This window comes from Micromonospora sp. A3M-1-15, assembly GCF_024213425.1.
Taxonomy (GTDB): Bacteria; Actinomycetota; Actinomycetes; order Mycobacteriales; family Micromonosporaceae; genus Micromonospora; species Micromonospora chersina.
Window position 1 is genome coordinate 109,803 of sequence record NZ_JANAVK010000003.1, and the last position, 12,206, is coordinate 122,008.

14 protein-coding genes are annotated in these 12,206 nt (G+C 75.1%); 5 read left to right on the forward strand and 9 right to left on the reverse strand.

Annotated features, from left to right (window positions below; translation table 11 throughout):
- Positions 1-3 precede the first annotated feature (3 nt).
- The 3 genes from NLX85_RS15770 (at position 4) to NLX85_RS15780 (ending at position 2,413) form a co-directional block, all read left to right on the forward strand.
- Positions 4-582 (forward strand): XRE family transcriptional regulator, encoded by a 579-nt coding sequence (locus NLX85_RS15770; protein WP_254335750.1) that lies wholly within the window; start codon positions 4-6, stop codon positions 580-582.
- Positions 583-608: 26 nt separating this feature from the next.
- The gene (locus NLX85_RS15775) at positions 609-1,748 is read left to right on the forward strand and encodes a hypothetical protein (protein ID WP_254335753.1); all 1,140 of its coding nucleotides are present in this window, start codon (positions 609-611) and stop codon (positions 1,746-1,748) included.
- Positions 1,749-1,822: 74 nt separating this feature from the next.
- On the forward strand, positions 1,823-2,413 hold the full coding sequence (locus NLX85_RS15780) for a pyridoxamine 5'-phosphate oxidase family protein (protein WP_254335755.1): 591 nt from the start codon (positions 1,823-1,825) through the stop codon (positions 2,411-2,413).
- Positions 2,414-2,424: 11 nt separating this feature from the next.
- Here the strand turns inward: NLX85_RS15780 and NLX85_RS15785 are convergent, their stop codons facing one another.
- On the reverse strand, positions 2,425-3,906 hold the full coding sequence (locus NLX85_RS15785; protein WP_254335757.1) for a peptide MFS transporter: 1,482 nt from the start codon (positions 3,904-3,906) through the stop codon (positions 2,425-2,427).
- Between the two features lie 221 nt (positions 3,907-4,127).
- On the opposite strand from NLX85_RS15785, the gene NLX85_RS15790 reads away from it, so the two are divergent.
- The gene (locus NLX85_RS15790; protein ID WP_046564157.1) at positions 4,128-4,469 is read left to right on the forward strand and encodes an RNA polymerase-binding protein RbpA; all 342 of its coding nucleotides are present in this window, start codon (positions 4,128-4,130) and stop codon (positions 4,467-4,469) included.
- 64 nt (positions 4,470-4,533) lie between these two features.
- Here the strand turns inward: NLX85_RS15790 and NLX85_RS15795 are convergent, their stop codons facing one another.
- From NLX85_RS15795 to NLX85_RS15815, 5 genes are all read right to left on the reverse strand, one after another.
- Positions 4,534-5,049, reverse strand: coding sequence for an FxsA family protein (locus NLX85_RS15795; RefSeq protein ID WP_254335759.1), 516 nt, complete (start codon positions 5,047-5,049; stop codon positions 4,534-4,536).
- 56 nt (positions 5,050-5,105) lie between these two features.
- Positions 5,106-5,894, reverse strand: coding sequence for a polyprenol monophosphomannose synthase (locus tag NLX85_RS15800; protein ID WP_254335760.1), 789 nt, complete (start codon positions 5,892-5,894; stop codon positions 5,106-5,108).
- Between the two features lie 26 nt (positions 5,895-5,920).
- The gene (gene lnt / locus NLX85_RS15805; protein WP_254337458.1) at positions 5,921-7,525 is read right to left on the reverse strand and encodes an apolipoprotein N-acyltransferase; all 1,605 of its coding nucleotides are present in this window, start codon (positions 7,523-7,525) and stop codon (positions 5,921-5,923) included.
- 69 nt (positions 7,526-7,594) lie between these two features.
- On the reverse strand, positions 7,595-7,993 hold the full coding sequence (locus tag NLX85_RS15810; RefSeq protein WP_254335762.1) for a hypothetical protein: 399 nt from the start codon (positions 7,991-7,993) through the stop codon (positions 7,595-7,597).
- Positions 7,990-8,298, reverse strand: coding sequence for a hypothetical protein (locus NLX85_RS15815; protein WP_254335764.1), 309 nt, complete (start codon positions 8,296-8,298; stop codon positions 7,990-7,992). Before NLX85_RS15815 ends, NLX85_RS15810 begins: the two co-directional genes overlap by 4 nt.
- Before the next feature lie 134 nt (positions 8,299-8,432).
- Between NLX85_RS15815 and NLX85_RS15820 the strand changes: the two genes are divergently transcribed.
- Entirely contained in the window at positions 8,433-9,200 is a 768-nt protein-coding gene (locus NLX85_RS15820; RefSeq protein ID WP_254335765.1) for a hypothetical protein, read from the forward strand.
- 435 nt (positions 9,201-9,635) lie between these two features.
- On the opposite strand, the gene NLX85_RS15825 is transcribed toward NLX85_RS15820, so the two are convergent.
- Genes NLX85_RS15825 through NLX85_RS15835 form a run of 3 tightly spaced genes read right to left on the reverse strand, consistent with a single transcriptional unit; the run spans position 9,636 to position 12,203 of the window.
- Positions 9,636-10,970, reverse strand: a complete 1,335-nt coding sequence (locus tag NLX85_RS15825; RefSeq protein WP_254335767.1) for a glutamate mutase L — start codon at positions 10,968-10,970, stop codon at positions 9,636-9,638.
- Between the two features lie 34 nt (positions 10,971-11,004).
- A complete protein-coding gene (locus NLX85_RS15830) occupies positions 11,005-11,397 on the reverse strand; it encodes a hotdog domain-containing protein (protein ID WP_091307206.1) in 393 nt (130 codons plus the stop codon).
- 53 nt (positions 11,398-11,450) lie between these two features.
- A complete protein-coding gene (locus NLX85_RS15835; RefSeq protein ID WP_254337460.1) occupies positions 11,451-12,203 on the reverse strand; it encodes an OAM dimerization domain-containing protein in 753 nt (250 codons plus the stop codon).
- Between the last annotated feature and the right edge of the window lie 3 nt (positions 12,204-12,206).

Below are 12,206 nucleotides of genomic sequence, written 5' to 3' on the forward strand. Positions count from 1 at the left end.
GGTGTGGAAACCGACCTCGCGGAACTCCTCGACGGCATCGGGCCGCGGCTGCGCGCGCTGCGCCGCGACCGTGGCCTGACGCTGGAGACCCTCGCGGCGCAGACCGGCATCTCGGTGAGCAAGCTGTCCCGCCTGGAGTCGGGCAAGCGGCGCCCCACCCTCGAGCTGCTCATCCCGCTGGCCCGCGCCCATCGCGTCGCGCTGGACCAGCTGGTGGCGGCGCCGGCCACCGGCGACCCCCGCGTCCACCTGCGGCCGCACCGGCGACGGCGCGGCGGCGTGGTGGTGCCCCTGACCCAGTACCCGGGGCGGGTCCAGGTCTTCAAGCAGGTCCTCGCGCCGCGGGAGCCGACGCTCGTCACCCACGCCGGCTACGAGTGGCTCTACGTCCTCGCCGGCCGGCTCCGCCTCGTCCTCGGCGACCGTGAGTTCCTCCTCCGCCCCGGCGAGGTGGCCGAGTTCGACACCGGCGAACCGCACTGGTTCGGCCCGGCCGACACGGACACCGTCGAGATCCTGCACCTGTTCGGACCGCACGGCGACCAGGCCGTCGTCCGCACCGGGCCGTCGACACCGCCGTGACCCGCGGCAACTAGACTTCGCCGCCGATGGACGCCGAGCCCGCCCCCGAGACCCGTCCCTGCGCCCACTGTGGACGGGAGGTGCCGCAGCGCGCCGGCGCGGGCCGGCCGTTCCGGTACTGCCGGGACAACGACGGCGCCTGCCAGCGCGCCTCGCGCAACTCCCGGATGCGCCACCGCAACTCCCCCGGCCTGCCCGGGCAGGTGGCCCGCACCTGGGAGGCGGTGGACCGGCTCGACCAGATCGTCGAGACCCTCACCGACGCGCTGCACGCCGAGCTGTCCCCCGCCGGCGTGGAGCGGCAGCTCGCCGAGGTCCGCGCCGAGACGGCCGCTCAGGTGGCGGCGGCGCACACCGAACGCGACGAGGCCCGGCGGGACGCCGAGGACGCCGCCGCAGCCGCCGCCCGGGCCCGCCAGGACGCCCAGGCGGCGCTGGCCGAACGCGACGCCGCCCGGGAGCGGGCCGACCGCGCCGAGGCTGCCTCCACGGCGGCCGCCGGCCGGGCCCGGCACGCGGAGGCGGCCCGGGACGAGGCCCGCGGCGAGGCCGGCGCGGCGCAGGCGCTGCGCGTGCAGGCCGAACGGGACCGCGACGCCGCCCGCCACGAGCTGCGTACCGTGCGGGCCGAACGCGACGCCGAGCGCCGGCGGGTCACCGACCTGACCGCCGAGCGGGACGCCGCCCGGGTCGACGCCGAGCGGGCCACCCGCTCGGCCGGCGAGGCGCTGGAGCGGGCCGAGCGGCTGGGCGCCGAGGCCGAGACGGCCCGCGGCGCGGCCGACCAGGCCCGCGCGGAGACCGCCGAGGCGCGGCGGTCCGAGCAGGCGGCCGCCGAGCAGGCCCGCGCGGAGGCCGGCAGGGCCGCCGAGGCGCGGCGGGCCGCGCAGGAGGCGCAGGTCGCCCGGGACCGGGCCGAGGCCGCGCGGGCGGAGGCCGTCGCGGCAGCCGCGGCTGCCCGGGAGGAGCTGTCGGCCGTCGCCGCCGAGCGGGACGCCCTCGCCGCCGACCTGGCGGCCGCGCGGCAGGCCGCCGCCGCCGTCGAGGCCCGGCTGGCCGCCGCCGAGGCCGACCGCGACGCCGCCCAGCGGCGGGCCGGTCAGCTCGCCGACCAGGTGAGCGACCTGGCCAGCGCCCTGGCCCGGCTCGGCGCCCGGGCCGGCTGACGCCGTCGGCCGCCCGCCGGCCACGGGCTGGGACGGGGCAGCGGGCGGTGGCGGCCGGCGAGGATGATCAGGGCGTGGGAAAGACGTACGAGCGCATCGACGGCCGGCTGCGGACCTTCATCGAGGCGCAGCCGATGTTCTTCACGGCCACCGCCCCCCTCGCGGGCGACGGCACCATCAACCTCTCCCCCAAGGGCCTGCGCGGCTCCTTCGCGGTGCTCGACGAGCTGACCGTCGCCTACCTGGACTTCGCCGGCAGCAACGCCGAGACCGTCGCGCACCTGCGGGAGAACGGCCGGATCACGCTGATGTGGTGCGCGTTCACCGGCCCGCCGAACATCGTCCGGGTGCACGGGCGGGGCGAGCCGGTGTTCCGCGACGATCCCCGCTGGCCGGAGCTGCTGGGCCACTTCCCCGACATCGACCCGGGCCCGCACGGCCTGCGGGCCGTCGTCGTGGTCCACGCCGAGCTGATCCGCGACACCTGCGGCTACGCCGTGCCCCTGATGACCTACGAGGCCGACCGCGACCTGCACGGGCGCCGTTTCGCCCGGGAGGACGACGCGTCGCTGAGCGCGTACTTCGCCGGCAAGGAGCACGTGGCCACCAGCATCGACGGGTTGCCCGGCCTGCCGCTGCCGCTGCCGCCGACCCCGGCGCGCTGACGTGAGGCCGGTCAGTGGATGCCGGCCATCAGTCCCCGGATCTGCCGGGTGAACATCACCGCGGCCAGCCCCAGCACCACCGAGGCCAGGCCGAAGGTCAGAAAGTACGCCGGCTCGGACCAGCTCTCGGCCAGCCGGGCCACCTGGCCACCGATCGCGTCGCCGACGGCGGTGGCGAGGAACCACAGGCCCAGCATCTGGCTGGCGTACTTGACCGGGGCGAGCTTCGTGGTGGCCGACAGGCCCACCGGGCTGAGCGCCAGCTCACCGGCGACCTGGATGGCGTACACGGCGACCAGCCACCACGGCGAGACCAGGTCGCCGCCGACGGCGGCCTGCGCGGCGGCGGCCATCAGCACGAACGACAGGCCGTTGAGCACCAGGCCGACCGCGAACTTCGTCGGCGTGGAGACCCGGTGGCCGAGCTTCAGCCACAGCGCGGCGGCCAGCGGCGCCCCGATGATGATCAGGATCGGGTTCACCGACTGGAGCCAGGACGCCGGGAAGGTGAACCCGGCCACGTTCCGGTCGGTCTGGTCCGCGGCGAAGATGTTCAGCACCGACCCGGCCTGGTCGTAGATCAGCCAGAACGCGGCGGCGAAGACGAACAGCCACACGTACGCCTTCATCCGGCTGCGCTCGGTGGCGCTGATCTCCCGGTCGGTCAGGATCCGCGCGAAGTACGCGATGGTGACCAGCACGGTGACGAGGGTGAGCAGGTTGACCACGGTGTTGACGGTGAACAGCCCGATGACGGCGAGCACGGCCAGCACCACGAGCACCACCACGGTGACCACGGCGATGCGGGTCAGCGCCCGCCGCCGGTCCGCGCCGAGCAGCGGGTCGGCCGGCCGGGCGCCGGCGTCGCCGAGGTTGCGCCGGCCGAGCACGTACTGGATCAGGCCGAAGGTCATGCCGATCGCGGCGGCGCCGAAGCCCAGATGCCAGTTGATCTTCTCGCCGAGGAAGCCGGTGATCAGCGGGGCGATGAACGCGCCCAGGTTGATGCCCATGTAGAAGATCGAGAAGCCGGCGTCGCGGCGCGGGGAGTCCCGGTCGTAGAGGTCGCCGACCATCGTGGAGATGTTGGGCTTGAGCAGGCCGGTGCCGAGCACGATGAGCGTCATGCCGGCGAACACGCTCCACCGGGCCGGCACGGCCATCACGTAGTGCCCGGCGGCGATCACCACGCCGCCCCACAGCACGCTGCGGCGCGCGCCGATCAGCCGGTCGGCCACCCAGCCGCCGGGCAGCGCCATCAGGTACACCATGGCGTTGTAGGTGCCGTAGACGGCGTTGGCGGTGGACTCCCCGATGTCCAGCCCCTCGTCGGCGACCGAGGCGGTCAGGTACAGCACCAGGATGGCCCGCATGCCGTAGAAGCTGAACCGCTCCCACATCTCGGTGAGGAACAGCGTGGACAGCGCCCGGGGGTGACCGAAGAAGGTCTTCCCGCCGGGGGGCCGGGCCTCGACCGGCGCGTCACTGGTCATCGTCACCTCCGCACACCTGGGGGCGGCTAACATCCCCGTTGACAGGCGAAACACTCCACCGATTCGGCCCGGCCGGGGACGACCCCGCCGGGCAGCCGTCATGACCGGCTACCCTTGGGAACCCCGACCCCGCGCCGGGCTTTCGGCGTGGCCGGGAATGGGGCGGCGGTGACGGGCCGTTACACCTGAAGACGAGCACCACGAACGAGGGGAAGTCGATCATGGGCGAGCGTATGCTGCGCGGTAGCCGGCTGGGCGCGGTCAGCTACGAATCCGACCGCAACACGGAGCTCGCGCCGCGTCAGACCCGCGAGTACCTCTGCGCGAAGGGGCACCAGTTCGAGGTGCCGTTCGCCGTCGACGCCGAGGTCCCGACGACCTGGGAGTGCAAGTTCGACGGCAGCGTCGCCCGCCTGGTCGACGGCAGCGAGCCCGAGCAGAAGAAGGCCAAGCCGCCGCGTACCCACTGGGACATGCTGCTGGAGCGGCGCTCGATCGCCGAGCTGGAGGACATCCTCGCCGAGCGGCTCCAGGAGGTTCGCACCCGCCGCGGTCGCGCCTGAGCATCCGTAACGACACGAAACGCCCCCGGGATGATTCCCGGGGGCGTTTCGTCATGTCCGTCCCCTACCGGCCGGGTTCGACGATCTCCCCCTCGATGGCCCGGCCCGGCTCGGTCACGGGCGGCTGCTGCGGGGTCGGCGTGGGCTGCGGCGCGCCCCGGCGCACCCGCACCCGGCGCGGCCCGAACAGGTCACCGGCGACCATCGACGACACCCGGCGTTCGGTGGCCCGGCGCACCCCGGCGCCGGCCAGCCGCCGCAGGGGCGGCACCAGCAACAGCAGCCCCACCACGCCGCTGACCAGGCCCGGCAGCGCGAGCAGCAGCCCACCCAGCAGCCCCACGAGACCGTCGGTGACCTGCCGCCCCGGCGGCTGCCCGGACTCCACGGCGGCCCGGAAACCGCGCCAGGCCCGCATGCCCTCCCGGCGCAGCAGCACCAGGCCCAGCAGCGACGCCGCGAACACCAGCAGCACCGCGAACCCGAACCCGACGCCCCGGCCCACCAGGACGAACACGGTCAGCTCCAGCAGCGCGAGCAGCAGCAGAGCCGGTGGTACGTACTTCAATCCTCGGCGCATCTCACCTCATCCGACCGGCGGCGTCATCACGCCCCTCCAGCATGACACGCCCGCGCTCACGGCCACCGGGCCAACGCGTCCGGTCGGCGGGCCGCCGCCCGCCGGTCCCGCAGCCCCCACGTGGTGATCCGCCACAGCGCCTCGGCCACGATCAGCGGGCTCATCTTGCTGTCGCCGTGCTCCCGTTCGGCGAAGGTGATCGGCACCTCGACCATGCGCACCCCGGCGCGGTGCGCCAGCCGGGACAGCTCCACCTGGAACGCGTACCCCTGGGACCGCACCGAGGCCAGGTCGATGGCGTCCAGCGCGGCCGCCCGGTACACCCGGTAGCCGCCCGTGGCGTCGGAGACCGGCACGCCCAGCGCCAGCCGCGCGTACAGGTTCCCGGCCCGGGACAGCAGCAGCCGCCGCAGCGGCCAGTTCAGCACCCGCGCGCCGCGGGTCCACCGGGAGCCGATCACCATGTCGGCGTCGCGGGCGGCCTCCAGCAGCGCCGGCAGGTCCTCCGGGGCGTGCGAGCCGTCGGCGTCCATCTCCACCACGGCGTCGTAGCCGCGCCGGCGGGCCCAGGCGAAACCGGCCAGGTAGGCCGCGCCGAGCCCTTCCTTGCCGGGACGGTGCAGGACGTGCACCTGCGGGTCGGCGCCGGCCAGCCCGTCGGCGATGGCGCCGGTGCCGTCGGGGCTGTTGTCGTCGGCGACGAGGACGTCCACCGCCGGGGCGGCCTCCCGTACCCGGGCGACGATCCGGTCGACGTTGTCGGCCTCGTTGTAGGTGGGAATGACCACGAGGACCCGGCCCACCCCGGGATGGCCGACCGTGCGCCTGTCGGCTACCACGCCCACCGTGTACCGCCTCCCCGCTCGTCGTCCTAGCCCGGGTCGACCTCCCGCCGGCGGCGCAGCACGGCCGCGCCGGCCAGGGCCGCGACGGCCAGCGCCGCGAGGGCCACCTCGGGCCACACCCCCGCCGTGGTGGCCGGGGTACGTCCGTCGCCGAGCTGCATCTGCCGCACCACCACCTCGGCGGTGTTGAACCCGGTCGCCCCGTCTACCCGCCCGTCGGGGGAAACGAACCCGGACACCCCGACCGTGGAGGCCATCAGCGCCGCGCGACCGTGCTCGACGGCACGCAGCCGCACCATGGCCAGCTGCTGGCGGGCCTCGGCCACGTCGAAGGTGGCGTTGTTGGTCTGCACCACGAGCAGCTGCGCGCCGCCGGTGACGGTGTCCCGGACGATGCCGTCGTAGGCGACCTCGAAGCAGATCACGTCGCCGAGGGTGGCCACGCCGGTGTCCAGCACGCCGGGGGTGCTGCCGGGGACGAAGTCGGAGCGGACCCGGTCGACCTCGGAGCTGACCATCCGGGCGATCTCGCGCAGCGGCACGTACTCGGCGAACGGCACGGGGTGCCGCTTGGTGTAGAGCTGGTCCAGGTCGGCGCCGCTGCCGGGCCGCCACAGCAGGCCCGCGTTGCGGACCTGTCCCTCGCCGGGGCCGAGCAGCACGGCGCCGACCAGGATGGGCGCGCCGATCGCGTCGGCGGCCTGGGAGATCCGCTCGCCGGCGCCGGGGTTGCGCAGCGGGTCGATGTCGCTGGAGTTCTCCGGCCACACCACCAGGTCGGGGCGGCGTTCTGTCCCGGCGGCGACCTGTTCGGCCAGTTTCAGGGTGGCGTCGACGTGGTTGTTCAGCACGGCCTGCCGTTGGGCGTTGAAGTCCAGCCCGAGGCGGGGCACGTTGCCCTGGACGATGGCGACGGTGACGGTGTCGCCGCCGCCGCGTACCCCGGCCGGGACGGCGGGGCCGGCGGCGAGCACCGCGGCGAGCGCGGCGGCCAGCCCGGCCACCGGCCGCCACAGCCCGGCGGGGCGGCGCCAGTCCCGCCACGCCAGGGCGAGCAGGATGCCGCCCGCGAGGGCGACGGCGAACGTGACCAGCGGGGCGCCGCCGAGCGCGGCCAGCCGCAGCAGCGGGGACGTGTCCTGGCTGAACGCCAGCCGCCCCCACGGGAACCCGCCGAACGGGGTGCGGTCGCGCAGCGCCTCCTGCCCCACCCACAGCACCCCGGTGACCAGCGGCCACGCCGCGCGGTGCCGGTCGACAAGCGGGGACACCCAGGCGGTGGCGGCGCCGAGCAGCGCCAGGTAGCCGGCCTGCAGCAGGGACAGCAGCAGCCACGGCAGGTAGCCGGTGTGCAGGTTGGTCCACTCCAGCAGCGGCGCGAACAGCGCCACCCCGGCGAGGAAGCCCAGCCCGGCGCCGGCGCGCAGCCGCCGCCGGTGCGCCGCGGCGGCGAGCAGCGCCACACCGACCGGGGCGAGGGGCCACAGCCCGTACGGGGGGAAGGCGACGAGCAGCGCCAGACCGCCCAGCAGGGCCGCCGGCACGGCCAGTTTCAGCGGCAGGGGACGCCCGCCGTCGCCCGGGCGTGCCCCGTCGGTGGCACGCGCCTCTTCCCGGTCCAGCGTCGTCACCGGCACCTCACCACGATCACGCGCCGAAGGCTACCCGGCGGGGACGCCCGTCGGCCCGTCCGGGCCGGGTCACTGCGGCAGCCGGATGACGGGCAGGTCGTCGTCGCCGTAGCGGGCCTCGCCGGTGAGGATGGGGGCGTCGTGGTCCAGGCACGCCAGCACGGTGGCGGCCAGGTCGACCCGGCCGGTGAAACCCCGCCAGTACGCCAATTCCTGCCACGACCCGCCCGCGGTGCCCAGCACGGCGCAGGCGTCGAGGGCGAGCAGCCGCCGCAGCGCCGCCCGGTCCTTCGGGTCGTCCACGGCCGCGTACGCCTCGGCGGCGGCGACCGCGCTCACCCCGAAGCGCACCCCGTCGGCGATCACCTCGCGCAGGGTCTCCCCCACGTGCACCGACCCGGCCAGGTAGGCGAGCAGCGCCGACCGGTCGAGGATCAGCCGCACGGGCGGGAGGGCGGGGCCGCTCACGCGGCGCTGACCCGCCCGGCGTGGTCCTCGTCGCCGGCCGTGGCGTGCCGCACCCGCTCACGGATCTCCTCGTAGCGCTCGGCCGGCCAGGCGACGTCGACGGCGGCGCGCGCCGCCCGGGCGCGGGCGACGCCCTCCTCGGCGACCGGAATGCCCTGGTGGGCAAGCTCGGCGGCGAGGGCTTCCCGGCGCATCAGCGCCCGTGCGGCGTCGACCAGGAAGGCGCTGGCGTTGGGTTCACGTTCGAGGCGTTCGGCGACGTCCGGGGGAACCGAGATCGAAAGCTTCCGCACTGCTCCGGTCATACCGCGCAGCATAACCGGTAGCACCAGGTGCCAGGGGCCGTCTCTCCTGGGCGCGACGATCGCTCCCATCCAGGGATTTACCTGGTTGAGCGGTGGGTACATCGGCAGGCGGACCGACCCGAGGGAGGTGTCCGGTGAGACTGCGTCTTGCGGTGGCGACCATGCTCGCCCTCCAGCTCACCCTGACCGGTTGCGGCGTGGCGTGGGACCTCGCCGGCGGCGACGCGGACCCGTCACCGACGCCGGACTCCTCGGCGGCGCTGCGGACCGCCGCCGAGGCGCTGGACCGCGGCCCCTACAGCTTCCAGTTCCGCACCCACGACACCATCGGAGTGGGCGCGGTGGACGGCAGCGACGGCTGGCTGCGGTTGCGTGCCGTCGGGGGCGACGCCGGCAAGGCCCGCCTGACGTTCGAGGTGCTGCACCGCGACGGCGAGCACCTCGCGCGCAGCAATCCGCTGACCGGGGACCGGTGGACCCGGATCGACGTGCGCAAGGTCGAGCCGGCGGCCCGCGCCCGCCTGGAGCGGTTCGGCGACCCGGCGCACGCGACCGACCTGTTCGCCGGCATCGTCTCCGCCGAGCCCGGCGGGACCGGCCGCTACCGCGGCACGCTGGACCTCACCCGGGTCCCCGATGTGGACGACAACGGGCTGGTGGACGAGGAGCGCCTCGCCGCGCTCACCGAGCAGCAGCGGACGGCCGTCGCGTTCGAGGCCACGGTGGACGACAAGCAACGGCTGCTCGGCCTGCGGTTCACGCTGCCGCCGGCCGGCGGCGAGCCGGAGCAGCCGTCGGAGATCAGCTACTCGCAGCACGGGTTCAAGCCGGATCTCGGCGCGCCGTTCGAGGGGCGGATCGATCCCGCCCCGGCCGCCGTCTACGAGGTCCTCAACAGCTGATCGCCGGGAGACGAAAATCGGGGCGCGGCTCGCGCCGCGCCCCGATGCTCCCAGGCCCTTCCCGGCCGGTGGGGCGAGGGCGATCGGCGCCGACCTTCGGACCGACCCGACGTGGACTGGCTGCCCCCGCCTGGCCGTTGTCTACTGGCCGTTCCTCTCACCCTGCCCGTACACCGGTAACCGCGGCCGGTTCGCGCCGCCCCGCCGACCCCCGCCCGCTGGACCTGGCCGCCGCAACCTTTTGGTCGCTCGGCCAGCGGACGAAGGGACGAAGCGAACAGCAGCCGCTTCCCGTGGTAGGACTCAAAGACGGTACGGCGTGCACCCCCGCCGCTGTCAACCCACCCGGGCCTGTCGTGTGTTGCGACACGGCGTGTCGCGTCGGCGCGTCTCGATACGCCGTGAGGCGTCGCGCCGGATCGTGCTCGCCGCGGTTCAGCCGGCCAGGTGCCGGCGCAGCAGGGCGGTCGCCGCGTCGGGGTGGTCGGCGGCGAGCAGCCCACCGGCGGCCAGGACGTAGTCGACGTCGACGACGGCGCGGGCGGCGCGGGGCAGCGGCCACCCGCCGGCGTGGTCGCCGAGCACGGCGGTGAGCACCGCGGCGGCGTCGCCGGGGTCGGCGTGCCGCAGCACCCCGCCGGAGCCGACCATGACCTTGACGTCGCGCAGGTCCCGGCCGGCGCGTTCGCCCGTGGCGGCGCCGCGGGCGTGCCGGCGCAGCGCCACCGTCGCGGCGAGCGCGGCGATGCGCCGGTCGGCGGCCCGGTCGGCGTCGTCGGCGGGCAGGAAAGCGGGGTCGGCGGCCCGCACGGCCGCCGCGGCCGCCAGGTCGTCCTCCTCCCCCGCGGCGAGCAGCCGCTCCTCGGCGGCGGCGCGGACCACGCCGGGGGCGCTCCACCGCATGCCGAGGTCCCCCTCGACGGTGCGGGCCCGCCACAGGGTGCCGGCGACCTCCTGGCTGGGGCCGCTGTCCCGCTCGTCGGGGGTGAGCACCGAGTACACGTCGGTGGTGGCGCCGCCGACGTCGACGACGGCCAGGTCCCCGCCGAGGGCGTCGGCGAGGACCTCCACACCGGTGAGCACCGCGTCGGGGGTGGCGGCCCGCACCAGCCGGGCGAACCGGCCGCAGCGGGACAGCTTCTTGCCGCCGATGACGTGCCGCAGGAACACCTCCCGGATCGCGGCGCGGGCCGGCGCGGGGGTGAGCACCCCGATGCGGGGCAGCACGTTGTCGGCGGCGGTGACCGGCACCCCGGCCGCGGCCAGCAGGGCGTGCAGGTCGTCGCGGACCTCGGCGTTGCCGGCGAGCACCACCGGCACCCGCCAGCGCGCCCGCGCCAGCCGGGTGGCGTTGTGGGTGAGGGTGTCCGCGTCGCCGCCGTCGGTGCCGCCGACGAGCAGCACCACGTCGGGGCGGGCGGCGCGCAGCGCCGTCAGGTCGGCCCGACCGAGGCGCCCGGCGGCCACGTGCACCACGTTCGCCCCGGCGGACAGCCCGACCCGCCGGCCGGCCTGCGCGGTGACCAGCGGCTCGTAGCCGATGACGGCCAGCCGCAGGCCACCGCCGGCCGACGAGCAGACGTACCAGGGCAGGTCGCCTGCGGCCAGCCCGGCGGTGGCGGCGCCGACGGCGGCGTCCAGGCCGTGCAGCACGTCGGTGCCCACGGTGGTCGGGGCGGCCGCCGCGCCGACGAGGCGGCCGCCGTCGAGGTCGACCACCGTGGCCTTGGTGTACGTCGACCCGACGTCGGCGCAGACGGCGAGGTTCACGCGGAGCTGCCCTTCGTTCGCGACTGCGGGGCTCTCACGCCGCCGGCGGTACGACCACCGTGCCGGTCGCGGTGACCGCCACGATCGGCTCGGCGAGGACCTCGGCGGCCGACTCGGACTTGTCGGGGCGGCCCCGGCACACGACCCGGGCGGCGAAGTCGATGGTGCGGCTGCGCGTGCCGACCCGGGTGACGGTGGCGACCACCTCCAGCACGTCACCGGCCTTCATGGGCGCCTTGAACTGCACGTCGGAGTACGAGGCGAACAGCCCCTCGTCGCCGTCGGTGCGGATGCACACCTCGGTCGCTACGTCCCCGAACAACCCCAGCGCGTACGCCCCGTCGACCAGGTTGCCCGCGTAGTGGGCGTGGGAGTACGGCACGTACCGGCGGTGGGTGACGGTCAGGCCGACCCGGGAGTCGCTCATGCCGGGCCGGCTGGACATGGGCTCACGGCCCTCGCTGCGCTCGGTGCGTTCGCTCATGCTCTCGCCTTCTTCTCGGTGATCAGGGCGTGCACCAGGTAGCTGGCGACCTCGCCGGGAGTGGTGCCGCGACCGAAGATCCGGTCGACGCCCAGCTCCCCGGTCATGGTCTCGTCGAAGCGGGGCCCGCCGACGATCAGCAGGGGCCGCTTGCCGGCGGGCATGGCCTCGCGGAACGCGGCGGACATCTCCCGGGTGTTGTGCAGGTGCGCGTCGCGTTGCGTGACGACCTGGGAGACCAGCACGGCGTCGGCCTTCTCCTGCCGGGCCGCCTCCACCAGCTCGGGCACGCTGACCTGCGCGCCCAGGTTGGTGACCTTCAGCTCCCGGTAGTACTCCAGGCCCTTCTCCCCGGCGATGCCCTTCACGTTGAGGATCGCGTCGATGCCGACGGTGTGCGCGTCGGTGCCGATGCAGGCGCCCACCACGGACAGCTTGCGCCGCATCTTCTGCTTCACCACCGTGTTGACCTCCTTGGCCGACAGCAGCGGGAAGTCCCGTTCCACCACCTGCACCTTGTCGAGGTCGACGAGGTGGTTCACCCGCCCGTAGACCACGAAGAAGGTGAACCCGTCGCCCATCTGCTTGGCGTGGACCAGCATCGCCGGGTCGATGCCCATCTTGTTCGCCAGCTGCACGGCGGCGCCCTCGGCGCGCTTGTCGTGCGGCACCGGCAGCGTGAACGACACCTGCACCATGCCGTCGCCGGTGGTGTCCCCGTACGGCCGGACGATCTTCTTCTCCGTCATGTT

What these genes read in the sequence shown, in the direction of transcription:
- NLX85_RS15775 (WP_254335753.1), top strand. Translation starts at nt 609, where the DNA reads ATGGACGCCGAGCCCGCCCCCGAGACCCGTCCCTGCGCCCACTGTGGA.
- NLX85_RS15785 (WP_254335757.1), bottom strand. Translation starts at nt 3,906, where the DNA reads ATGACCAGTGACGCGCCGGTCGAGGCCCGGCCCCCCGGCGGGAAGACC.
- NLX85_RS15790 (WP_046564157.1), top strand. Translation starts at nt 4,128, where the DNA reads ATGGGCGAGCGTATGCTGCGCGGTAGCCGGCTGGGCGCGGTCAGCTAC.
- NLX85_RS15795 (WP_254335759.1), bottom strand. Translation starts at nt 5,049, where the DNA reads ATGCGCCGAGGATTGAAGTACGTACCACCGGCTCTGCTGCTGCTCGCG.
- NLX85_RS15815 (WP_254335764.1), bottom strand. Translation starts at nt 8,298, where the DNA reads ATGACCGGAGCAGTGCGGAAGCTTTCGATCTCGGTTCCCCCGGACGTC.
- NLX85_RS15830 (WP_091307206.1), bottom strand. Translation starts at nt 11,397, where the DNA reads ATGAGCGACTCCCGGGTCGGCCTGACCGTCACCCACCGCCGGTACGTG.
- NLX85_RS15835 (WP_254337460.1), bottom strand. Translation starts at nt 12,203, where the DNA reads ATGACGGAGAAGAAGATCGTCCGGCCGTACGGGGACACCACCGGCGAC.